At 72.2% G+C, this 25,260-nt stretch carries 5 protein-coding genes; 3 read left to right on the plus strand and 2 right to left on the minus strand.

Annotation, left to right across the window (positions count from 1 at the left end):
* The first annotated feature begins 142 nt into the window (after positions 1–142).
* Together SCNRRL3882_RS41995 and SCNRRL3882_RS35515 are read left to right on the plus strand one after the other, a co-directional pair.
* On the plus strand, positions 143–11,887 hold the full coding sequence (locus SCNRRL3882_RS41995; RefSeq protein ID WP_420031203.1) for an SDR family NAD(P)-dependent oxidoreductase: 11,745 nt from the start codon (positions 143–145) through the stop codon (positions 11,885–11,887).
* A 25-nt stretch (positions 11,888–11,912) separates the two neighbouring features.
* Positions 11,913–16,829 carry a type I polyketide synthase gene (locus SCNRRL3882_RS35515; protein ID WP_173937328.1) on the plus strand — a complete coding sequence of 1,639 codons (4,917 nt, stop codon included), beginning with the start codon at positions 11,913–11,915 and terminating at the stop codon, positions 16,827–16,829.
* A 126-nt stretch (positions 16,830–16,955) separates the two neighbouring features.
* Here SCNRRL3882_RS35515 and SCNRRL3882_RS35520 read toward each other — a convergent pair whose 3' ends face one another.
* Positions 16,956–17,591, minus strand: a complete 636-nt coding sequence (locus tag SCNRRL3882_RS35520; RefSeq protein WP_010048991.1) for a TetR/AcrR family transcriptional regulator — start codon at positions 17,589–17,591, stop codon at positions 16,956–16,958.
* Positions 17,592–17,745: 154 nt separating this feature from the next.
* On the opposite strand from SCNRRL3882_RS35520, the gene SCNRRL3882_RS35525 reads away from it, so the two are divergent.
* On the plus strand, positions 17,746–19,995 hold the full coding sequence (locus tag SCNRRL3882_RS35525; RefSeq protein ID WP_029181812.1) for an MMPL family transporter: 2,250 nt from the start codon (positions 17,746–17,748) through the stop codon (positions 19,993–19,995).
* Between the two features lie 80 nt (positions 19,996–20,075).
* Here the strand turns inward: SCNRRL3882_RS35525 and SCNRRL3882_RS35530 are convergent, their stop codons facing one another.
* Positions 20,076–25,259, minus strand: a complete 5,184-nt coding sequence (locus SCNRRL3882_RS35530; protein WP_010048988.1) for a type I polyketide synthase — start codon at positions 25,257–25,259, stop codon at positions 20,076–20,078.
* Position 25,260: the final 1 nt, after the last annotated feature.

A 25,260-nucleotide genomic window follows, 5' to 3' on the forward strand; every position in this document is an offset into this window, starting at 1 on the left:
CCTGCCGAGGATCGGGATGCCGAGAGCCGGAGGACGGCTTATTGGGCTGCCGTTTTCAGGCTCCCGCGCCAGATCGGTTCGGGGTCGGAAGGGATTGAACCTCATGACGGACGAGCGGAAAGTCGTTGACTACCTGCGGCGAGTGACAGCGGATCTGCATGAGACGCGCCGGCGCCTTTCCGAGGTCGAGTCGAACATGCGGGAACCGATCGCGATCGTCGGTATGGCGTGCCGTTATCCGGGCGGAGTCTCCTCCCCCGAGGAATTGTGGCGACTGGTGGCCGACGGCGCAGACGCGACGTCGGAGTTCCCGACGGACCGGGGCTGGCCGGAGGACCTTTACGACCCGGACCCCGACGTGTCGGGGAAGTCGTATGTGCGGCGGGGCGGGTTCCTGGACGACGTGGCCGGTTTCGACGCGGAGTTCTTCGGGATCTCGCCGCGTGAGGCGTTGGCGATGGATCCGCAGCAGCGGTTGCTGCTGGAGGTGTCGTGGGAGGTGCTGGAGCGGGCCGGGCTGAAGGCGGAGGACCTTCGGGGGAGCCGCACCGGCGTGTTCATCGGTGCCTCGACGTCCGCGTACGTACCCGAACTCGATCAGGTACCGGACACCGTCGAGGGCTACACCCTCACCGGAAACCACGCCAGCGTGCTCTCGGGGCGCGTCTCGTACTTCCTGGGCCTGGAGGGGCCGTCGGTGACGGTGGACACGGCCTGCTCCTCGTCCCTGGTGGCACTCCATCTGGCGGTGCAGGCGCTGCGGCAGGGCGAGTGCTCCCTCGCGCTCGCCGGCGGCGTCACCGTGATCACCGGGCCGACGGCGTTCATCGAGTTCTCCCGGCAGCGGGGCCTCGCCGAGGACGGGCGCTGCAAGCCGTTCTCCGCCGCGGCCGACGGCACGAGCTGGGCCGAGGGCGTGGGCGTGCTGGCGGTGGAGCGGTTGTCGGACGCCCGGCGCAACGGGCACCGGGTGCTGGGCGTGGTGCGGGGTTCCGCGGTCAACCAGGACGGCGCGAGCAGCGGGCTGACGGTGCCCAACGGGCCGTCGCAGCAGCGGGTGATCAAGGCCGCGCTGGAGAACGCCGGCCTCCAGCCCCAGGACGTCGACGCGGTAGAGGCGCATGGAACGGGCACGAAGCTGGGTGATCCGATCGAGGCGCAGGCGCTGATCGCCATGTACGGCAAGGACCGTTCGCAGGACAGCCCGTTGTGGCTGGGGTCGGTGAAGTCGAACATAGGCCATGCGCAGGCCTCGGCCGGTGTGGCGGGTGTCATCAAGATGGTGACGGCACTGCGGAACGAGGCGCTGCCGCCGTCGCTGCATGCGGGTGATCCGACGCCGATGGTGGACTGGTCGGCCGGGTCGGTGTCGTTGCTTTCGGAGGGTGTGGCGTGGCCGCGTGGTGAGCGGGTGCGTCGGGCGGGTGTGTCGTCGTTCGGGGTGAGCGGCACGAATGCGCACGTGATCGTGGAGGAGGCTCCGGCGGCCGAGGAGTCCGCTGTCGAGCCGGTGGTGGACGGTGGTTCGCGCTTGGTGCCGTGGGTGGTCTCGGGTGCCGGCCCGGGTGGCCTGCGCGGGCAGGTGGAACGGTTGGTGTCGTTCCTGGACGGGCGGCCGGGTGTCGATGTCGGGGCCGTGGCGGGAGCGTTGGCGGGGCGTGCGGGCTTGCGGCATCGGCTTGCGGTAGTTGGCGAGTCGGTGGGGGAGTTGGTTGCGGGGTTGGAGTCGGTGGTTGGTGAGGGGGGTGTGGTGGCTCGTGAGGGTGTGCGGGTGGGGTTGTTGTTCGCGGGTCAGGGGGCTCAGTGGGCGGGGATGGGCCGGGAGTTGTATGAGGGGTCGTCGTTGTTCGCGGGGGTGGTTGATGAGTTGTGTGGGGTGTTGGACGGGTTGGTGGGTGGTTCGGTCCGGGAGGTGATGTTCGGGCTGGGTGGTGTTGAGGGTTTGTTGGATCAGACGGTGTGGGCTCAGGCGGCGTTGTTCGTGTTGGAGGTGGGGCTGTTTCGTTTGGTGGAGTCGTGGGGTGTGGTGCCGGATGTGGTGGTGGGGCATTCGGTGGGTGAGATTGCTGCGGCGCATGTGGCGGGGGTGTTGTCGGTTGAGGATGCGTGTGTGTTGGTGGCTGCTCGGGGTCGGTTGATGCAGGGGCTGCCTGTGGGTGGGGCGATGGTGTCGGTGGCTGCCGGGGTGGAGGTGGTGGAGCCGTTGGTGGTGGCTGCTGGTGCCGGGGTGGCGGTGGCGGCGGTGAATGGTCCGGCCTCGACGGTGGTGTCGGGGGATGCGGATGCGGTTGGGGTGGTGGTTGCGGCGTGTGAGGAGCGGGGGTTCAGGACGCGGCGGTTGCGGGTTTCGCATGCGTTTCATTCGGCGCGGATGGATCCGATGCTGGATGAGTTCCGGTCGGTGGTGGAGGGGCTGGGGTTCGGTGAGGCCCGGTTCGGGGTCGTGTCGACGTTGTTGGGGCGGGTGGCGGGTCCGGGTGAGTTGGGGCGGCCGGAGTATTGGGTGCGTCAGGTGCGTGAGCCGGTGTTGTTCGCTGCTGCTGTGGGTGAGGCGGTGCGGGCTGGTGTGGGTGCGTTTGTGGAGGTGGGGCCGGGTGGTGGGCTGACGGCGATGGCGCGGGAGTGTGTCGGCGACGGTGAGGTTGTGCTGGTGCCGTTGTTGCGTAAGGGGCGGGGTGAGTGTGCGTCGGTGTTGGGGGCGGCGGGGCGGTTGTGGGAGCAGGGTGTGGAGTTCGACTGGCGGGCGATCCTGCCGCCGGTGCCTGCTGTCGAGTTGCCGACGTACGCCTTCGACCACACCCCCTACTGGCTGGAACGGAACAAGAACGGAGTCGACGTCTCGGGCGTCGGCCTGCGTGAGGTCGGGCACGGCCTGGTGTCCGTCGCGGTCGAGGTCGCCGCCGGTGACTCGGTCGTGTTGTCCGGTCGGCTCTCGGCCGCGTCCCACGGCTGGCTGACGGATCACTCCGTCGGGGAGCGGATGGTATTTCCGGGCAGCGGGTTCGTCGAGTTGGTGGTCCGCGCCGCCGACGAGGTGGGCTGCCCGCGCATCGACGAACTCACCCTCCGAGAACCGCTGTTGGTCCCCCCAGGCCTCGCGGTGGACCTCCAGGTCGTCGTCGACGCGGCGGACGGAGACCAGCGGCGCGGGGTCGCCGTCTACGCGCGGCCGGTGGACAGCGAAACGTGGACCCGCCACGCCCATGCCACCGTCGCCCCGGACACCGAGACGGAAGAACCCGGCACGGCCCCGGCCGCCGCCTGGCCGCCCGACGGCGCATCACCCCTCGACATCGACGCCCGGTACGAGGACCTGCGGGCCGAGGGGTACGCGTACGGGCCGGTCTTCCAGTGCCTCCGGCGTGCCTGGCGGCTTGGTGACGAGGTGCTGGCCGAGGCGGAGCTGCCGCAGGCCGCGACCGGCGACACCGACCGGTTCGGCCTGCACCCGGCCCTGTGGGAAGCGGCGGCGCACGCGGTACGGCTCACCGAACCGGCCCGGCGCGGCTCCGGGGACGGCGCACTGGTGCCGTTCTCCTGGCATGGCGTCACCCTGCGCGCCACAGGAGCCACCCGCCTGCGGTTGCGGGTGCGCCCCACGGGTACGGAGACCGCCCGGGTAGAGCTGGCGGACTCGGTCGGCGAGCCCGTCGCCGTCATCGAGCGCATGGCCGTCCGCCGCACGACCGCGGACGAACTGACCGGCGCGGCCACCGAAGACGCCGACGGCCTCTTCTCCCTGACCTGGACGCCGGTGGGGACCGCCACCACCACCGGCCTGCCCACGGGCCGGTCCGTCCCCGGACCGACCGACACCGCCGAAGCACCTGCCCCGGCGGGCGGCACCGTCGTACTGCCCGCCCTGGACGGCGGAGCCACCGAACTCCCCTTCATGGACAGCGACTCGGCAGGAGCCGCCGGGCAGGACGCCGGCATCGTGGTCCTGCCCGTCCTCGGCGGCACCGCCGGGGACGGGGACACCGAGCCCGCGACCGGGGCGGTCGCGGAGCGGCTGCTCGTCGCGCTGCAACGGTGGCTCGCGGACGAGCGCAACGCCGCCCGTCGCCTCGCCGTCGTGACCCACGGAGCCGTGGCCGCGGGCGAGGACACCGAGGGGATCCGGCCGGATGTGACCGACCTGGCCGCCTCGGTGGCCTGGGGCATGATGCGGACCGCGCAGAGCGAGCACCCCGACCGGTTCCTGCTCCTCGACCTCGACGTCGACCCGAAGTCGGCCGGGAGCGATCTGGCGGACCTGGTGACGAGGGCCGCCCGGACCGGCGAACCGCAGCTCGCGCTGCGCGGCGAGACGTTCCTCGCGCCCCGTCTGTGCCGCACCCGGAGCTCCGCCACCCCCGGATCCGTGCCCGACCCGGACGGCACCGTGCTGATCACCGGCGGCACCGGCATGCTCGGCCGGCTCGTGGCCCGCCATCTGGTCTCGACCCACCGGGCCCGGCACCTGCTGCTCGTCGGACGCCGCGGGCCAAAGGCGCCCGGCGCGGCCGAACTCCGCGAGGAGCTCACGGCGTTGGGCGCCGAGGTGCGGATCGCCGCCTGCGACGTCACCGACCGCGCCGAGCTCGCCGAACTGCTCGCGGGCATCCCGGCCGAACACGCGCTGACCACTGTCGTGCACGCGGCCGGTGTCACCCGCAACGGCGTGCTGGCCGACGTGGAGCCGCAGGACCTGCACACCGCGCTCCGGGCCCGTGTCGCCGGTGCGCTGAACCTGCACCACCTCACCCGCGACCTCGACCTGTCGGCGTTCGTGCTGTTCTCGTCCGCCGCGGGCACGGTGGGCAGCTCCGGACACACCGGCCTCGCCGCCGCGGCCGCCTTCCTCGACGCCCTCGCCCACCACCGCCGGGCACAGGGACTGAACGCCCTGTCGCTGGTGTGGGGCGCGTGGACACCACAGGGCCCGTCCGCCCGCCCGCTGACGGACGCGGACGCGATACGCCTCGCACGAGAGGGGGCCGTCCCCCTCCCCGCATCCGAAGGGCTCGCGCTGTTCGACGCGGCACGGACCGTCGAGGCCGCCCAACTCGTCGCCTCGAAGATCGACGCGTCGGCCCTGCGGGCACGCGCCGCGGCCGGCGTACTGTCCCCGCTCTGGCACGACCTGTTCCGCACACCCGCGCGCCGCCGCTCCGCGAACGACGGCGACAACACCGGCAGCAGGACACTCGCACGACAGCTTCTCGACCTGGGCGCGGAGGAGCGCAACCGCTTCGTCGTGGACCTCGTGCGCCGGCACGTGGCCGCCGTCCTCGGTCACGGATCACCCGCGCACATCGACCCGCAACGCGGCCTGATGGACGCCGGGTTCGACTCGCTCACCGCCGTCGAGTTCCGCAACCGCCTCGCCGCCGACACCGGGCTGCAACTGCCCGCCACACTGATCTTCGACCACCCCACACCCACCGCCCTCGCCGCGTTCGTGCTGGCGGAGACCCTCGGCACGAGCGGCGACCTCGACACCGACGACACCGTCACTCGCGGCGCCGCCGACGAGCCGATCGCGATCGTGGGTATGGCGTGCCGTTATCCGGGGGGTGTGGCTTCGCCGGAGGATCTGTGGCGGCTGGTGGCCGACGGTGTGGACGCGACGTCGGAGTTCCCGGCGGACCGGGGCTGGCCGGAGGACTTGTACGACCCGGATCCGGAGGCGTCGGGGAAGTCGTATGTGCGGCGGGGCGGGTTCCTGGACGACGTGGCCGGTTTTGACGCGGAGTTCTTCGGGATCTCGCGTCGTGAGGCGTTGGCGATGGATCCGCAGCAGCGGTTGCTGCTGGAGGTGTCGTGGGAGGCGCTGGAGCGGGCCGGGCTGAAGGCGGAGGACCTGCGGGGCAGCCGCACCGGCGTCTTCGTCGGCGCCACGGCGTCCGCGTACGTCGCCGACATGGACCGCGTACCGGAGACCATCGAGGGCTACGCCCAGACCGGCAACACCCTCAGTGTGCTGTCCGGGCGGGTGTCGTACACGTTCGGTTTCGAGGGGCCGTCGGTGTCGGTGGACACGGCGTGTTCGTCGTCGCTGGTGGCCTTGCACCTGGCGGTCCAGGCGCTGCGGCAGGGCGAGTGCTCCCTCGCCATGGCCGGCGGTGTCACCGTGATCGCCAGCCCGGGTGGATTCATCGACTTCTCCCGCCAGCGCGCACTGTCCCCCGAGGGCCGCTGCAAGCCGTTCGCGGCCTCGGCCGACGGCACGACCTGGGCGGAGGGCGTCGGCCTCCTCATGTTCGAGCGGTTGTCGGACGCGCGGCGCAACGGGCACCGGGTGCTGGGTGTGGTGCGGGGTTCCGCGGTCAACCAGGACGGCGCGAGCAGCGGGCTGACGGCGCCGAACGGGCCGTCGCAGCAGCGGGTGATCCGGGCCGCGCTGGAGAACGCGGGGCTGGGCACGGCGGACGTGGACGCGGTGGAGGCGCACGGGACCGGGACGAAGCTGGGTGACCCGATCGAGGCGCAGGCGCTGATCGCCACGTACGGCAAGGACCGCCCGGAGGGGCGTCCGTTGTGGCTGGGATCGATGAAGTCCAACATCGGCCACTCCGTCGCCGCTGCGGGTGTCGCCGGTGTCATCAAGATGGTCATGGCACTGCGGAACGAGGCGCTGCCGCCGTCGCTGCATGCGGGTGATCCGACGCCGATGGTGGACTGGTCGGCCGGGTCGGTGTCGTTGCTTTCGGAGGGTGTGGCGTGGCCGCGTGGTGAGCGGGTGCGTCGGGCGGGTGTGTCGTCGTTCGGGGTGAGCGGCACGAATGCGCACGTGATCGTGGAGGAGGCTCCGGCGGCCGAGGAGTCCGCTGTCGAGCCGGTGGCGGACGGTGGTTCGCGCTTGGTGCCGTGGGTGGTCTCGGGTGCCGGCCCGGGTGGCCTGCGCGGGCAGGTGGAACGGTTGGTGTCGTTCCTGGACGGGCGGCCGGGTGTCGATGTCGGGGCCGTGGCGGGAGCGTTGGCGGGGCGTGCGGGCTTGCGGCATCGGCTTGCCGTAGTGGGCGAGTCGGCGGGGGAGTTGGTGGAGGGGCTGGAGTCCTTCCTGTCCGGTGATCTGTCGGCTGGGGCTGCCCAAGGTGTGGCTGGGCCTGAGTCGAAGGTGGCGTTCGTGTTTCCGGGGCAGGGGTGGCAGTGGGTGGGGATGGGGGTGGAGCTGCTGGGGTGCAGTGATGTCTTCGCCGAGGCCGTGGGTGAGTGTTCGGCTGTGGTGGAGGAGCTGGCGGGCTGGTCGGTGGTGGATGTGCTGCAAGGTGCGGCGGGGGCGCCCGGGTTCGACCGGGTGGATGTGGTGCAGCCGGTGATGTTCACCGTGATGGTCGCTCTGGCCCGTCTGTGGGAGTCGGTGGGCGTGGTGCCCTCGGCGGTGGTGGGTCATTCGCAGGGGGAGATCGCTGCCGCGCATGTGGCCGGGGTGCTCTGCCTGGAGGACGCGCTGCGGGTGGTGGTGGCCCGTTCCCAGGCGCTGGTGGAGATCTGCGGGCAGGGGGCGATGGCCTCGGTGGCGCTGGGCCGGGCCGAGGTCGAGGAGCGCATCGCGCAGCTGGAGTCGGTGAGTGTGGCGGCGGTCAACGGCCCTGCCTCCACGGTGGTCTCCGGCGGCGCGGAGGAGGTCGCCGGCCTGGTGGCGGGACTCGTCGCCGGCGGGGTGCGGGCTCGGCGTATCGATGTCGACTATGCCTCGCACTCGGTGCATGTCGAGCAGGTCCGTAAGCGGATCGAGGCGGCTTTGGCGGGTGTCGCGCCGCGTGCGGGGCGGGTTCCTGTGTACTCGACGCTGACGGGTGAGGTGCTGGCGGGCCCGGAGATGGACGGCGGCTACTGGTATGCCAACCTGCGTGGGCGGGTGGAGTTCGAGCAGGCCGTGCGCAGGCTGGCGCAGGACGGGTTCACCGCCCTGGTGGAGTGCAGCGCCCATCCGGTGCTCGTCCCGGGTGTGGAGCAGACGCTGGAGACGGTGCCGGGTGCGCAGGTGGCGGTCTCGGGGACCCTGCGGCGTGATGACGGTGGTCTGCGCCGGTTCCTGACCAGCGCGGGCAGCTTGTGGACCACCGGCGTGGACATCACCTGGCCCGTGCTGCTGCCCGAAACCCAACCGGTGGAACTGCCGACGTATGCCTTCGACCGGTCACGGTTCTGGCTGGAACGCACGGAAAGCACGGGAGATGTTTCCGGTGTGGGGCTGGGCGTTGTCGAGCACGGCCTGATTTCGGCAGTGGTCGAGGTAGCCGCCGGCGGCGCAGTGGTGCTGTGCGGGCGGCTGTCCCGTTCCCGGCAGCGTTGGTTGGACGACCATGCCGTGTCCGGGCAGGTCCTCTTCCCCGGCACCGGGTTCATGGATCTGGTGTTGCGGGCCGCTGACGAGGTCGGCTGCCAGGTGATCGAGGAGCTGGTCGTCCAGGCTCCGCTCGTACTGCCCGACACCGGCCAGGCGGATCTCCAGATCGTCATCGAACCGGCCGGGGACGACGGTAGGCGTCAGGTCGTGGTGTACTCCCGCCCGGCCGGGACGGATGCGGTGTGGGCCCAGCACGCGCAGGCCGTGATCGCGCAGGACAGCACGCCTGAGGTGCCGCCTGTCGGTGTCTGGCCGCCGGTGGGTGCTGGGGTGATTGATGTCAGCGGCTTGTATGGGGAGTTGGCTGAGCGGGGTTATGGCTATGGGCCGGTGTTCCAGGGTGTGCGGGCGGCCTGGCGGCTGGGGGACACGGTCTACGGGGAGATCGCATTACCGGAATCGGTAGTGCAGGAGGCGGCCCGGTTCGGGCTGCATCCGGCCTTGTGTGACGCGGCCGCGCATCTGCTGCAGTTCAGTAAGGTGCTGGACCAGGACGGGGTGTGGCTGCCGTTCGCCTGGAACGGTGTGCGTCTGCTGGCCACCGGCGCGACCCGCGCCCGGGTGCGGATCACCCCGCTGGGTGAGGGCAGTGTGCGGATGGACCTCTACGACGTGGCCGGTGAACCCCTCGCGGTGGTCGAGCAGTTGACCGCCCGCCGCCTGGACCCGGCGGAACTGCAGCCCTCCTCGACTTCGACGGCTGCGGCGCGTGGACTGTTCGCCCTGTCCTGGCCCGCCCTGCCCACACCCGACACACCCCAGCCCGCCGACACCATCGTGTGGAGGCCCCAGGACAGCGGCGAGGCAGACACCTGGGGTCTGCCGGCCGTCACGGACCTGGAAGACGTTCCCGCCTCCGTGCAGGTGGTGGTGTTGCCGGTCTCGGGCCGGGACCGGGACGTGACCGAAGTCAGCACTGCGGTGCTTGCGGCGTTGCAGGCGTGGCTGGCCGAGGACCGGCTGGCCCGGGCGAGGCTGGCCGTCGTGACCCGGGGCGCTGTGGCCGTCGACACCGGTGTGGGCCCGGATGCGGGCGCGGACGTGGTGGACCTGGCAGCTTCCGGGATCTGGGGCATGGTTCGCACCGCCCAGAGTGAGCACCCCGACCGTTTCACCCTCCTCGACCTCGACCCCCACCAACACGCAGACACGGATGCCCTGCTGAAGGCCCTGTCGGTGTCCGGTGAGCCGCAGCTGGCCTGGCGGGATGGACAGCTCCACGCGCCCAGGCTGGTGCGGGCGCTCACGGGCGGGTTCCTGGCGGGAGTGAGTGGTTTCGGTGCGGGTGACACCTGGCGTGTCACCACGCAGGGCACCGGTTCCCTGGACGCGCTGGCCAAGACCCCGCACGATGCGGCCACCCGCCCCCTGAAACCGGGCGAGGTCCGCATCGAGGTCCGCGCGGCCGGACTGAACTTCTACGACGTCGCCGTCGCGCTCGGCATGGTCGACAGCGCGGACGGGCTGGGCGCCGAGGGCGCCGGAGTGGTCACCGAAACCGGGCCCGGTGTGTCACGCTTCGCCGTCGGTGACCGGGTACTGGGCGCGTTCCCGGCCGCGTTCGCCGTGCGCACCATCGCCGACGAACGCATGCTCGCCCCCATCCCGGCGGGCTGGTCCTTCGAACAGGCCGCCTCCGTGCCCGCCGTGTTCCTGACCGCCTACTACGCCCTGCACGACCTGGCACAGATCCAGCCCGGCCAACGCGTCCTCATCCACGCCGCCGCCGGCGGAGTCGGCATGGCCGCCACCCAGCTCGCCCGCCACTTCGGCGCCGACGTCTACACCACCGCCAGCCCCGCCAAATGGCACACCCTCACAGCATTGGGCATCCCCGAAGAACGCATCGCCTCCTCACGCACCACCGACTTCGCCGAGCAATACCTCAACCACACCGGCGGCAGTGGCATGGACATCGTCCTGGGCTCCCTGTCCGGCGAGTTCGTCGACGCCTCCCTGCGCCTGCTCACCCCCCGCGGCGGCCGCTACATCGAAATGGGCAAGACCGACATCCGCACCCCCCAGCAGATCACCGCCACCCACCCCGGCATCACCTACCGCGCCTTCGACCTCAAAGAAGCAGGCCCGACCCGCACCGGCGAAATGCTCCACCACCTGCTCACCCTCTTCACCCACCAGGCGCTCACCCCCCTGCCCCGCACCGAGTGGGACCTCGCCCGACTGCCCCAGGCCCTGCGCCACATGAGCCAGGCCCGTCACACCGGCAAGAACGTCATCCGCATCCCCCGCCCGGTCAACCCCCACGGCACCGTCCTGATCACCGGCGGCACCGGCACCCTCGGCGGCCTCATCGCCCGCCACCTCGCCCACCACCACCACATGCGCCACTTCCTCCTCCTCAGCCGCCAAGGACCCAACGCCCCCACCGCCCCCGCCCTCCACCACGACCTGACCCAAACCGGCGCCCAGGCCACCATCACCGCCTGCGACCTCACCGACCCCCACGCCCTGGCCAAAACCCTCGCCGACATCCCCACCGAACACCCCCTGACCGCCGTCATCCACGCCACCGGCCACCTCGACGACGCCACCCTCACCCACCTCACCCCCCACCAACTCACCACCGTCCTGACCTCCAAAGCCACCACCGCCCACCACCTCCACCACCACACCCTCCCCCACGACCCCGCCGTCTTCCTCCTCTTCTCCTCCGCCGGCAGCATCCTCGGCAGCCCCGGCCAAGCCAACTACAGCACCGCCAACACCTACCTCGACGCCCTCGCCCACCACCGCCGCCACCACAACCAACCCGCCACCAGCCTCGCCTGGGGCCTCTGGCAACAAACCAGCGGCATGACCAGCCACCTCGACGACCAAGACAAAGCACGGCTGGCACGGAGTGCACTGAGCCCGATGTCGACCCCCGAGGCGCTGGAGCTGTTCGACGCCGTCGGCACACCGCCGCATCCGTTGCTGATGGTGTCGCCGCTGAACACGCAGCACATCCCACCGCACCCGGTGTGGCAGCGGCTGAGCACGCATCGGCGGTCGGCTGCCTCCGTCGAGCAGGGGCCGCAGTTGGCACAGCAGCTCGGCCCGCTGCCGCCCGCCCAGCGGTTCAACGCCCTGCTGGACCACATCCGCCGCCACACGGCGACCATCCTGGCCCTGCCCGGCCTGGAGGCCATCGACGCCCACCGAGGCTTCATGGAACAAGGACTCGACTCCCTCACCGCCGTCGAGCTGCGCAACCGGCTCTCCACCAGCACAGGCCTGACCCTGCCCGCCACCACCGTCTTCGACCACCCCAGCCCGGCGGCCCTCACGGAGCACCTGCTGCCCCAACTCACCACCGCCGACGGCCCCGAAGGCACGGACGTGACCGATGTCCCGGGTGAGGAGGACATCCGCCGGGCGATCGCGGGTCTCTCCCTGGCCCAGCTGCGGGACGCCGGTCTCTTCGAACCGCTGATGGTTCTCACCGGACTGGGCTCCGCGGACGGTGCGGACGACACGGAGGAACAGAGCGCCATCGACGACATGGACGTCGACGACCTGGTCCAGGCGGCGCTCGCGGAAGACTCTTGATTCGACTCTGAAGGCAGGTTTCAGAATGGCGGCATCGAACGATTCCGTTGTGCGTGCGCTCCGGGCATCGATGAAGCAGAACGAGCGACTCCAGCGCGAGAACAACCGCCTGGCGGAGGCGGCCCGGGAGCCGATCGCGATCGTCGGTATGGCGTGCCGCTTTCCTGGCGGAGTCGCTTCCCCGGAAGACCTGTGGCGCGTCGTCGCCGACGGTGTGGACGCGACGTCGGAGTTCCCGGCGGACCGGGGCTGGCCGGAGGACCTTTACGACCCGGACCCCGACGCGTCGGGGAAGGCATACGCCCGCCGCGGCGGGTTCCTGGACGACGTGGCCGGTTTCGACGCGGAGTTCTTCGGGATCTCGCCGCGTGAGGCGTTGGCGATGGATCCGCAGCAGCGGTTGCTGCTGGAGGTGTCGTGGGAGGCGCTGGAGCGGGCCGGGCTCAAGGCGGAGCAACTGCGGGGCAGCAGCACGGGCGTGTTCATCGGCGGCGCCACGTCCGCGTACATCTCTGATCTCAACCGCGTCCCGGACAGCGTCGAGGGCTACTCGCTCACCGGCAACACGCTGAGCGTGCTCTCGGGGCGCGTCTCGTACTTCCTCGGCCTGGAGGGGCCGTCGGTGACGGTGGACACGGCCTGCTCCTCGTCCCTGGTGGCACTCCATCTGGCGGTGCAGGCGCTGCGGCAGGGCGAGTGCTCCCTCGCGCTCGCGGGCGGCGTCACCGTCGTCGCCAGCCCGACCGGGATCATCGAGCTCTCGCGCCAGCGGGCCCTGGCACAGGACGGGCGCTGCAAGGCGTTCTCCGCCTCGGCCGACGGTTTCAGTGCCGGCGAGGGTGTGGGCGTGCTGGCGGTGGAGCGGTTGTCGGACGCGCGGCGCAACGGGCACCGGATCCTCGGCGTCGTACGTGGCTCGGCGGTCAACCAGGACGGCGCGAGCAGTAGGCTGACGGCGCCGAACGGGCCGTCGCAGCAGCGGGTGATCAAGGCCGCGCTGGAGAACGCCGGCCTCCAGCCCCAGGACGTCGACGCGGTGGAGGCGCACGGGACCGGGACGAAGCTGGGTGATCCGATCGAGGCGCAGGCGCTGATCGCCACGTACGGCAAGGACCGCCCGGAAGGGCGTCCGTTGTGGCTGGGATCGGTGAAGTCCAACATCGGCCATGCGCAGGCCGCCGCGGGTGTCGCCGGTGTCATCAAGACGGTCATGGCACTGCGCAACGACATGCTGCCTCCGTCGCTGTATGCCGGCGACCCCACCCCGATGATCGACTGGAACGACGGTGACGTCTCCCTGCTCTCGGAGGGTGTGGCGTGGCCGCGTGGCGAGCGGGTCCGCCGCGCCGGCGTGTCCTCCTTCGGGATCAGCGGCACGAATTCCCACGTGATCGTGGAGGAGGCTCCGGCCGAGGAGTGTGTGGACCAGCCTGTCGTGCCGGTGGTGGATGGTGGTTCGGGGTTGGTGCCGTGGGTGGTGTCGGCGGCCAGTGTGGGTGGTTTGCGGGGTCAGGTGGAGCGGTTGGTGTCGTTCGTGGGTGAGCGGCCGGGTGTGGATGTGGCTGGGGTGGCTGCTGGGCTGGTGGGTCGTGCTGGGTTGCGGCGTCGGCTTGCTGTGGTGGGTGGTTCGGTGGGGGAGTTGGTTGCGGGGTTGGAGTCGGTGGTTGGTGAGGGGGGTGTGGTGGCTCGTGAGGGTGTGCGGGTGGGGTTGTTGTTCGCGGGTCAGGGGGCTCAGTGGGCGGGGATGGGGCGGGATTTGTATGAGGGGTCGTCGTTGTTCGCGGGGGTGGTTGATGAGTTGTGTGGGGTGTTGGACGGGTTGGTGGGTGGTTCGGTCCGGGAGGTGATGTTCGGGCTGGGTGGTGTTGAGGGTTTGTTGGATCAGACGGTGTGGGCTCAGGCGGCGTTGTTCGTGTTGGAGGTGGGGCTGTTTCGTTTGGTGGAGTCGTGGGGTGTGGTGCCGGATGTGGTGGTGGGGCATTCGGTGGGTGAGATTGCTGCGGCGCATGTGGCGGGGGTGTTGTCGGTTGAGGATGCGTGTGTGTTGGTGGCGGCTCGGGGTCGGTTGATGCAGGGGCTGCCTGTGGGTGGGGCGATGGTGTCGGTGGCTGCCGGGGTGGAGGTGGTGGAGCCGTTGGTGGTGGCTGCTGGTGCCGGGGTGGCGGTGGCGGCGGTGAATGGTCCGGCCTCGACGGTGGTGTCGGGGGATGCGGATGCGGTTGGGGTGGTGGTTGCGGCGTGTGAGGAGCGGGGGTTCAGGACGCGGCGGTTGCGGGTTTCGCATGCGTTTCATTCGGCGCGGATGGATCCGATGCTGGATGAGTTCCGGTCGGTGGTGGAGGGGCTGGGGTTCGGTGAGGCCCGGTTCGGGGTCGTGTCGACGTTGTTGGGGCGGGTGGCGGGTCCGGGTGAGTTGGGGCGGCCGGAGTATTGGGTGCGTCAGGTGCGTGAGCCGGTGTTGTTCGCTGCTGCTGTGGGTGAGGCGGTGCGGGCTGGTGTGGGTGCGTTTGTGGAGGTGGGGCCGGGTGGTGGGCTGACGGCGATGGCGCGGGAGTGTGTCGGCGACGGTGAGGTTGTGCTGGTGCCGTTGTTGCGTAAGGGCCGGGGTGAGTGTGCGTCGGTGTTGGGGGCGGCGGGGCGCTTGTGGGAGCAGGGTGTGGAGGTCGACTGGCGGGCGATCCTGCCGCCGGTGCCTGCTGTCGAGTTGCCGACGTACGCCTTCGACCACACCCCCTACTGGCTGGAGCAGGAGACGGCCGCGCCCGGCGACCCCGTGGAGCGGGAGTTCTGGGACCTGGTGGAGAGCCAGGACGTGGGGCAGCTCAGTGCGCTCGTCGGGCTGGACGACGACGGCCGTTCCGCGGCGGGGGCGGTACTGCCCGCGCTGTCGTCCTGGCGACGACGTCAGCGGCAGAGCGGTCGGCTCGATGCCCGGCGGTACCGGATCGACTGGAAGCCCGTTGCCGTCGGCACGCCGGAGCTGTCCGGGACCTGGCTCGTCGTCGTCCCCGCCGGGCTGGACGACGCGGAGCCGGTGTCCGGGTGCGTCCGGGCCATCACCCGCCACGGCGGCGAGGTGCGCCGGCTCGCGGTGGACGCCGGGAGCGGCGAGGCCCGGGACGCCCTGAGGGCGGCGCTGCGCGACGCGGCCACCGGTACGCCCGAGATCGCGGGAGTGGTGTCGCTGCTGGGGCTGTGCGAGGCGCCCGTGCCCGCGCATCCCGAGCTGCCGGCCGGTGTGGCGGGCACCGTGCTGCTGATCCAGACGCTGGCCGAGACGGGGATCGACGCCCGGCTGTGGTCGGTGACGAGCGGGGCCGTGCGGGCGACGGACGACGACGGGCCGGTGCGGCCGGAGCAGGCCCCGGTGTGGGGACTCAGCCGGGTCGCCGCTCTGGAGGAGCCCAAGCGCTGGGCCGGTCTGATCGATGTGCCCCCGGCACTCGACGACCGGGCAGGGGAGCGGCTCGCCGCCGCTCTGGCCGGTATCGGCGACGAGGACCAGGTCGCCGTCCGTGGCGATGGCGTCCTGGCCCGCCGGCTGGTGCGCGCCCCGCTGGGCGGGGCGGCACCGGTGCGCGACTGGCGGCCGACGGGCACCGCGCTGGTCACCGGCGGCACCGGTGCGCTCGGCGGGCACGCGGCCCGGTGGCTCGCCGGCCACGGCGCGGCGCATCTGCTGCTGGTCAGCCGCAGTGGGCCGGAGGCTCCAGGTGCCCGTGAACTGCGGGACGAACTGACCGCGACGGGGGCCGAGGTGACGATCGCCGCCTGCGACGTCTCCGACCGGGCCGCGCTCGCAGAGCTGCTCGCCGGCATCCCGGCCGAGCACCCGCTGACCACCGTCGTGCACACCGCGGGCGCGCTCGGCAGCGGAGCCGCCCTGCTGGAATCGGACCTGCCGGGGATCGCGGAGGTGTTCGCGGGCAAGGTCGCCGGCGCGGTGAACCTGCACGAACTGACCGCTGACACGCCACTCGACCTGTTCGTCCTCTACTCCTCGAACGCGGGCGTGTGGGGCGGCACCCGGCAGGCCGGTTACGCGGCGGCCAACGCCTACCTCGACGCCCTCGCCGAGCATCGCCGCGCCCACGGCCTGCCCGCCACGGCCGTGGCCTGGGGAGCTTGGGCGGGCAGTGGGATGGCTGGTGACGAGGAGGCCGTCGAGTGGCTGGGCCGCAGCGGCATGCGCACCCTGGACCCCGAGACGGGGCTGGCCGCGCTGCACCAGGCCGTGCGGCACGACGAGACGTTCGTGGCCGTCGCCGACCTGGACTGGCAGCGGTTCGCCGAGACGTACCACGCGGCCCGGCCCCGGCCGCTGATCGCGGAGATCCCCGAGGCGCGGCGGGCCGAGGAGGAACCGGCGGCCGAGCAGGGGCCGGCGCCGCTGGCGCGTCTGGTCGCCGAGACGTCCGCGGCTCGAGGGCCCGCGGTGCTGTTCGAGGCACTCTGCACCGAGGTGGCAGCGGTTCTCGGGCACACCACGGTGGCCGAGTTCGACCGCGAACTGCCCTTCGGTGACCTCGGGTTCGACTCCCTCACCGGAGTGGAACTCCGCAACCGGCTGGCCGCGGCCACCGGTCTGAGTCTGCCGACGACCCTCGTGTTCGACCATCCGACGCTCGGCGCGCTCGCCGAGTTCCTGCTCGGTCGGCTCCAGCCGCAGCAGGCGGAGGAGGCCGCCCCGGCGCTGGGGGAGATCCACCGCCTCGAGCAACTCCTCGGTACGCTCGCGGACACCGACGACCGGGACGAGATCACCGGCCGGCTGGAGACGCTGCTGTGGAACTGGCGGCGTTCGGCCTACGGCGACGACCCGGCCTCGGTGCCGCTCGGTTCCGCGTCCCCCGACGCGGTGTCGCTCGACACGGTGTCCGTCGACTCGGTGTCGGACGAGGACATCTTCGGCCTCATCGACAAGGAGCTCGGCGACGACTGACCCGCGCCGGCCGCGCGGGGAGTTGACCGCACCGGCCGGCCGAAGCGAAGCGAAGACCCCGGGTGCGGCGACGCCATGGCATCGTCACCGCACCCGGGGTCTTCGTGCTCCGCCCCGGCGCGAGGCTCAGGCCCCGGGCTCCTGGAACCCGTCCTCCAGGCAGGCCAGCAGCCGGTCCAGTTCGGCAGCGGGGTCCAGCTCCGGCTGGTTGGCCCAGCGCAGCATGACGTCCATCATGATCCCGAAGATCGCGCCGCTCAGCGCCCGCACCGGAGCGTCCGAAGGACCGGCCCCGGTGCGCTCCGCGACCAGCTCGGCGAGGGTCCGCAGCGTCTGCTTCACGTTGCCCAGACTCGCCGACCACAGCTCGGGCACGGTCACCATCAGGATGTCGCGGTCGCGCTGGGTGCTCATCTCCGTGGCCGAGAGGCCCTCCAGAGTGCTGTACAGGGCGCGGCGCATGGCCTGGACGGGGGGCAGCTCGGGCGGCTGCGCGCGGAAGGCCTGTACGAAGAACGTCTCGTCGTCGGAGACGACCAGGTCCTCCTTGGTGGCGAAGTAGCGGAACACGGTGCTCGCCGAGACCTCGGCGGCCTCGGCGATCTGCTCGATCGTCGTCGCCTCGTAGCCCTGGTCCCGGAACAGCCGCAGGGCCTCCTGCTGGATGGCTGCCCGGGTCTTGGCCTTCTTGCGCTCCCGCTGGCTGATCTTCCCCGGATGCTCGCCGGTCCCTTGCGTCGGTTTCAGGTTGGACACGCTCATGCTCCACATTCTCCAGGCTCTCCGGCGGCCGGCCGGTCACGGCTGTGCCGCGCCCGGCCGCGTGCGGCGGTGGCAGCGAGGAGGAGTTCTCATCTCCTCAAAGTGCTAGTAGGCTATCAATTGAAAGTCGACTCCTAAAAGAAGGTTGCCTGTCATGAGGCTCGCTCTTTACCGGCTGGGGCGCGCGTGCTTCCGGCGACGACGCCTGGTCTCGTTACTCTGGGTGGCTGCCGTCGTCGTCGTGAGCGTCGCCGGCGCGCTGCTGTCCAGGCCCACCGTGGACTCGCTCTCCATCCCGGACACGGAGTCGCAGCAGGCCATCGACCTGCTGGACGAGCGCTTCCCGGAGGCCTCGGCCGAGGGCGCGGTGGCGCGCGTCGTGTTCGCCGCGCCGGAGGGCGGGAAACTGGACCGACCCGACTACCGGCAGGCGATCGGGCGGGTCCTCAGCGAGGTGCGTGACCTGCCGGACGTGGCCGACGTGACCGACCCGTTCGAGGACAAGGCCGTCTCGCCGGACGGGCGCATCGCCTACGCGCAGGTGGCCTACTCGGTCCCCAGGAACGATCTGGCGGACAAGGACCGTGAGGCGCTGCTGGACACGGCCGAGCCGGGGACGCGGGCCGGACTGGCCGTGGAGTTCGGCGGCGAGGCCGCCCAGCCGCGGCCCGGCCAGGGCGCGGGCGAGCTCATCGGACTCGCGGCCGCGGCCGTCGTCCTGTTCGTGACCTTCGGCTCGTTCGTCGCCGCGGGACTCCCGCTGCTCGCGGCCATGCTGGGTGTCGTCTTCAGCCTCAGCATGATCGAGCTGAGCACCCGATTCACGGACCTCAACTCGGACACGACCGCGCTCGCGCTGATGCTCGGCCTCGCCATGTCCATCGACTACGCCATGTTCGTGGCCTTCCGCTACCGGGAGGAACTGCGGGCCGGCGAGGATCCCGAGCACGCCATCGGCACGTCCGTGACCACGGCCGGCGCCGCCGTCCTGTTCGCCGGGCTCACCACCGCCATCGCGCTCGCCGGTCTGGTCGTCGTCGGCATCCCGATCCTCACCCAGGTCGGCCTCGCCGCCGCGTTCGCCGTCGTCGTGTCCACCCTGGTGGGCCTGACCCTCGTGCCCGCTCTCCTCGGCTTCCTCGGCCGGCGCATCCACGGCCGGCGCGCCGCCCACGTCCAGGACAAGGCGGCACTCGCCGAGGTCTACGAGGAGGCGCAGCACCGTGCGCAGGGCTACCGGGCCGACGGGAAGCCGACGTTCGGCATGCGCTGGGTGCGGCTGGTCATCCGCCGGCCCGTCCTGTTCTCCCTCGCCTCCGTGGTCGTGCTGGGCATCCTGGCGGTGCCCGCGCTCGACCTGCGGCTCGGGCTGCCCGACGACAGCGCCGAGCCGGAGAGCTCGACCTCGCACCAGGCGTACGACCTGCTGACCGAGGGTTTCGGGCCCGGGTTCAACGGGCCGCTGACCGTGGTCGTCGACACCGCGAAGAGCGGCAAGGACGCCAGGGCCACGGCGGAGAGCATCGGGCAGGAGCTGTCCGGCATCCGCGGCGTGGCGGACGTGAGCCCGCCGGTGCCCAACAAGGCCGGCGACGCCGCGGTGATGACCGTGGTGCCCGGCAGCGGTCCCACGGCGGCCGAGACGGAGGAGGTCGTGGACGACATCCGGGCGGCGGTGAAGGACACCCGGACGTCCGGCGAGGCGGACGTCGCCGTCACCGGTCAGACCGCGATCAACATCGACATGTCGAAGCGGATCGCCGACACGCTGCTGCCCTACCTGCTGATCGTCGTCGGGTGCGCGTTCCTGCTGATGATCGTCATCTTCCGGTCGATCCTGGTGCCCCTGAAGGCGACCCTGGGCTTCCTGCTCAGCCTCGCCGCCACGTTCGGGGCGCTCGTCGCGGTGTTCCAGTGGGGCTGGCTGAACGACCTGCTCGGCATCCACTCCACCGGCATCATCGTGAACCTGCTCCCCGTCATCGTCATCGGCCTGTCGTTCGGACTGGCCGTGGACTACGAGATGTTCCTCGTGACCCGGATGCGGGAGGAGTACGCCCGCGGGAACACACCGGAAGAAGCCATCGTCAAGGGCTTCATGCAGAGCGCCAGAGTCGTCACGGCCCTGGCCCTCATCATGATCAGCGTGTTCGCGGGCTTCATCCTGGCCGACGCGGATCTGACGAAGTCCTTCGGATTCGCCCTCGCCGTCGCGGTGTTCCTCGACGCGTTCGTCCTCCGCGTGACCATCGTGCCCGCCGTGATGGCGCTCTTCGACCGGGCCGCCTGGTGGCTGCCGCAGTGGCTGGAGCGCAGGCTGCCCCACCTCGACATCGAGAAGTCGGACATCGCACCGCCGGAGACCGAGCGCGAAGTCGGGGAGGACGCCGCCACGCGCACCTGAACCCGGCCGGACACACGGCAGCGGCCCCCGCGGGTGCGGGGGCCGCTGTACGGCCGGGCTGCCTCGCCCGTCCGCAACCCTCAACCCTTCTTCTTACGGGCCCCCTTCATCCGGTTCTGGCCGAAGCCCGGGGCCTTCTCCTCGTCGTACGACGCGCGCGTCTCCAGCACGGTGTACGGCAGCGGGCGATGGCCCGCCGTGAGATACCGGTCCCAGTCCACGCGGGCCAGACCGGCCTCGCCCGAACCATCGGCCTCCCCGGCGGCCGGCAGCGGAAGCAGCGCGTCCAGCATCTCGCCGCCGGGCGCCGGGTACACCCCGGCCTCGGCGAACGCGACGGCCGGCGCCTCGTCCGACTCGTCGACGGACTCCAGCCACGGCCCCCAGGCCGCGGCGACCACAGGCAGGCCGGCCTGCCGGTGATGCCTGGCCAGCGCGGTCAGGAACGCGTCGGCCGCAGACCCCACGACCGTGCCGGCCCGGCCGGGCAGCGACACGACCGACGTGGACAGCACGAAGAAGTCCGTACCGCCCGTGAGGCCGACGTCTGTGAACCGCCGCGTCAGCTCCACGGGACCGCGCAGGGCACCGGCGAGTTCCGCGCCGAACCGCGCCCCGTCCAGCTCGTCCAGCCCCCCGCCGGCGACCGGCTGCGGCAGCAGCAGCACGCCACGCAGTGGTGGCCGGCCATCGGCGCACAACTCGGCGAGCCGGGCCACGTCCGCAGCCGAGGACAGGTCGACGGCCACGTGCTCCAAGCGCTCGATACCCGCATGACCGGTCGTTCGTGCGCCTGCCAGGTCACCCCGCTCCGATTCCGCACCCGCCAGCACCACCGAACGGGCACCCCGCGCGGCCAGCCACTCCAGTGCCGCCGCCGCGTGTCGCGTATCGCCGCCGGCCACCAGGTACGTGGCGTCCGGCCGCAGGGCGAGTCGCTCACCGCGGTCCGCCGGGGCCGGCCGCCGCTCCAGACGGGCCTCGAACCAGCGCCCGCCGCGCACGGCCAGCCTGCCCGCGCCCGGCAGCCGCATCACCTGGCCGAGCAGGGACACCACCGTGGGCGGGTCCTCCGCCGGGTCGAGGTCCACCTGCGCGCACGGCAGCTCCGGGTGTTCCCACACCAGGGACGTGAACAGCGCCGTCAGCGGAGCCTGCGCCGGGTGTGGCGGCCCGCCCGCGAGTCCGGCCGCCGCGCCCGCCGAGCACAGCACGATCCGCGGCGTCTGCTCCGCGTACTCCTGGAGGAACCCCCGCACGAGTGCCAGCGTCCTGCCGCCGCGGCGGCACGCGGCGTCCAGTGGGTCATCGGCGCCCGAGGCGGGCTCGCGCGCATCACCCGCGTCGTGCACGAGCAGCCCGGCCACCGTGACGCCCCGCTCCCGCAGTTCCGCGAACGTCTTTCCCACGACGTCCGGGTCGCCGGTGCCGACCGGCACGGTCTCCGTGCCGTCACGCCCCTCGGCGTCCTCGCCGGCCAGCGCGACCGCGGGCACGCCGAACAGCGCCAGTTCATCGCACCAGGCGGCGGCCCGCTCCGGGTCGTCGCTGAACACCAGCCAACTGCCGGTGCCGCCGCCGATGGCGCCCGGGCGACCGTCCTCGGCGAGAGCGTGCCACACCACTTCGTGCCGCTCCAGCGGCGCCTCCGCCAGCCCTGCCGGCTCCCTGCCGGCCATCGGCCGCAGCCGCAGCCCCTGCACGGCCGCCAGTCGCACGCCCTCCCCGGACAGCACGACCGCGTCGGCCGCTCCGTCAGCGCCGTGCCGCACGCGCAGCCACACCACCTCGGACGGCGGACCGGACACCTCCAGCCGGTCCACGGACACCGGCGTGCGCGGGCCGGAGCCGGACAGCGCGGCGAGCTGAACGGCCGCTTCGAGCACCGCGGCCCACCGCGACCACCCGCTCGGCCCCGTCGGCACGTCGGCCGTGCCCACCAGGGCCACGGCCTCGTCACCGCCGAGCCACACCCGTCGCAACACCCGCAGCGGCTCCGCGTAGTCGCTGCCCTGCCGCCACAGCCGCCGGTAGACCTCCGCGACGTCCAGTTCGGCCAGACCCTCGGGCAGCGACTCCGGGTCGACCCGGTCCGGTGCGGGCCGGGTCACGGCCGGGACGACCGTCGCGCCGCCCCTCTCGGCCCATCGGCCGCCGCCCGTGCCCGGCCCCTTGACGAACGCCCGTACCCGGTGCCCGTCGCCGCTGTCCTCCCGGGAGGTCTGGAGGGCGACCGGGGTGCCGGACGCGGCGCTCACCGTGCCGGGCAGGCGTATGCCGGTGAGCGTCCACGCCGAGTCGGGGGACCCGTGCCGGGCCGCCGCCAGCAGCCACTCCAGCCGCGCCCCGGCGGGCAGCACCGGCGTGCCGTACAGCTGTTGCCCGAACACGCCCGCCACCTGCCCCGGCGTCAGCTGCTGCGTGAAGGACTGCCCCGTGGCGTCCACCAGGTCCAGGGCGGTGCCCAGCAGCGGATGCGGCGGAGCGGCGACCACGGAGACCTGCGGCTCGGGCGGAACCAACCAGCAGCGCACCTTCTGGTAGGGGTACGTCGGCAGATCCACCCGGCGCGCTCCACGGCCCTCGAACGCCTGGGACCAGTCGATGGCGACGCCGTCGGTGTGCAGTTCCCCGAGGGCCGACAGCAGTGCCTGCCCGGGGGGCCGTCCGCCGCCGGGCACACTGGCCAGAAGCAGGGGCCGGCCCGGCTCGCCGAAGCCGGCGGCACTGCGGCCGGCCGGACCGGTGAGGTCACCGGACAGGTCCAGCCCGACCAGCCGTGTCACACCGTCCGTCCGCAGGCGGCGCACCCCGTCCAGGAAGCGGGTGGGCCCGCGCAGGTGATCCAGCCAGTGCTCGGCGGACCGCAGTTCGGCCGGCTCCACCGGCTGTCCGGTCACCGTGGACAAGAGAGGCACCTCCGGCTCACGGAAGGCCAAACCCGCGACGATGGCGCGCAGTTCGGCCAGCGCGGCCTGTTCGTCGTCCGGTGAGAGCAGCAGCCGTGCGGGGCGCGGGGCACCCGTCGCCCGGCCGTGTGCGCGCCAGTGGGCGGCGACCCGTGCCACGGCTCCGGCGTCGCCGGAGACGACCGTCGTGCCCGGTTCGTCGACCGCGGCCACGGCGGCACCGACCTGCTCCTGGCTGCCGGACAGCGCGGCGCGGACCTCGTCCTCGGTGGCCCGCACCCACACCGATGCGCCCGGCCCCGTGGCCACCCGCTCGGTGATCCGGCCCAGCGCCGTCACGAGGGCGGCGCCGTCCGCCAGTGACAGGGCGCCCGCCGCGTACGCCGCGGCCACCTCACCGGCACCGTGTCCGAGCGTGGCGTCCGGTCGTACCGCGAACGCCGTCAGCAGCCGGTGCAGCGCGGTGTTCAGCGCGAACGCCACGGCCTGCCCCACCACGGTCGGCTCGGCGCACGCCGGTCCGGGCTCGCGTACCGCCGCTCGGACCTCCGGCCCGAGCAGGCCCGCCAGGTGTTCCGTCACCTCGTCGAGCGCCTCCGCGAACGCCGGGAACGCCTCGTACAGGCCGCGTGCGGTGCGCGGTCCCTCCGCGTCGGCCGGCCGGTCGCCGCTCGTGCCGTCGCCTGCGCCGCCGAAGAGCAGGGCGGTCTGCCCCTGGGCGCGGGCGACCCCGCGCACCAGACCGTCCGCGGTCCTGTCGCCGGCCAGCGCGTCGAGTCCCGCGGCGAGTTCCTCCCGGCCGGTTCCGAGGACCACCGCGCGGTGCCGGAACGACGATCGTGTGGTGTGCAGCGAGTGTCCGACGTCGACGGGTTCCGCCGCCGTGATCGTGGCACGCAGCCGCTCCGCCTGCTCGCGCAGCGCGGTCGGCGACTTGGCCGAGAGAACCAGCGGCACCGTCCGCTCAGGGTTTGCCGGACGGGCGGCCGGCTCGTCCGCGGGCGGCTCCTCGAGAATCAGATGGCCGTTCGTGCCGCTGAGGGTCAGACAGGTCAGACCGGCGCGCCGCACCCGCTCGCCGCGCCGCCACGGCTCGGGCTCCGTCAGGAGCCGGACGGTGCCGGACGACCAGTCCGCGTGCGGAGTCGGCCCGTCGACGTGCACGGTGCGCGGCAGCCGTTCGTTGCGCAGCGCCATCACCAGCTTCACGATGCCGGCGACGGCGCCCACCGTCTGGGTGTGGCCGATGTTGGACTTGACGGAGCCCAGCAGCAACGGCCGCCCCGCCGGCCGCTCCTGACCATAGGTGGACAGCAGCGACGTCACCTCGACGCCGTCGCCGAGCGTGGCGCCCACGCCGTGCCCCTCCACCGCGTCGACGCTGTCGGCCGTGACCCGTCCGTCGGCCAGCGCAGCCCTGATCACGCGTTCCTGCGCGCGTCCGCTGGGGGAGATGATGCCGTTGGTGGCGCCGTCCTGGTTGATGGCGGTACCGCGGATCACCGCCATCACCGGATGGCCGTTGCGGCGGGCGTCGGACAGCCGCTCCAGGAGCAGCATGCCGGCGCCCTCCGCGAGGCTGACGCCGTCGGCCGCCGCCGCGAACGACTTCGAACGGCCGTCCGGGGCAAGGAGGCTGCGGCGGTGGAAGTCCATCAGCACGGTCGGCAACGACATGACGCAGGCGCCGCCGGCCAGGGCGAGCGCGCACTCGCCGTTGCGCAGTGCCTTCACGGCGAGGTGCAGGGCCACGATCGAGGAGGTGCACTGGGTGTCGACGGTGACCGCGCCGCCCAGCAGACCGAACTGGTACGCCAGACGGCCCGAGGCGGCGCCCACCGAGTTGCCGAGACCGAGGTGGTCGAGGACCTGCGGGGGCGGAGCCTCCCGCATGAGCAGCGGGTAGCCGCCGAACTGCACACCGGCGTAGACCGCGGTACGGCTGCCGCGGGCCGCCACCGGGTCGATCCCGGCGCGCTCGAACGCCTCCCAGGTCGTCTCCAGCAGCAGCCGCTGCTGCGGGTCCATGGCCGCCGCCTCGACGGGGTCGAGGCCGAAGAAATACGGATCGAACTCCTCGACGCCGTGGATGAAACCGGCGTTGACGCCGTCCAGTGCGGATCCGGCCTGCCAGCCGCGGCCCGCCGGCAGGCCGCCGACCGCGTCACCGCCCGAGTCGACGAGGTCCCACAGGTCCTCGGGAGAGCGCACGCCCCCCGGGAACCGGCACCCGATTCCCAGGACGGCGATGGGCTCCTGGCTCTGTGACTCCGCCGCCGCGAGCCGTCGGCGGGCCTGTTGCAGCTCGGCCGTGACCTTCCGGAGGTACTTCTGCAGTTTCTCTTCGTCGGGCATC

It is taken from the genome of Streptomyces chartreusis NRRL 3882 (assembly GCF_900236475.1).
GTDB lineage: Bacteria > Actinomycetota > Actinomycetes > Streptomycetales > Streptomycetaceae > Streptomyces > Streptomyces chartreusis_D.

What these genes read in the sequence shown, in the direction of transcription:
- SCNRRL3882_RS35515 (WP_173937328.1), top strand. Translation starts at nt 11,913, where the DNA reads ATGGCGGCATCGAACGATTCCGTTGTGCGTGCGCTCCGGGCATCGATG.
- SCNRRL3882_RS35520 (WP_010048991.1), bottom strand. Translation starts at nt 17,591, where the DNA reads ATGAGCGTGTCCAACCTGAAACCGACGCAAGGGACCGGCGAGCATCCG.
- SCNRRL3882_RS35525 (WP_029181812.1), top strand. Translation starts at nt 17,746, where the DNA reads ATGAGGCTCGCTCTTTACCGGCTGGGGCGCGCGTGCTTCCGGCGACGA.
- SCNRRL3882_RS35530 (WP_010048988.1), bottom strand. Translation starts at nt 25,259, where the DNA reads ATGCCCGACGAAGAGAAACTGCAGAAGTACCTCCGGAAGGTCACGGCC.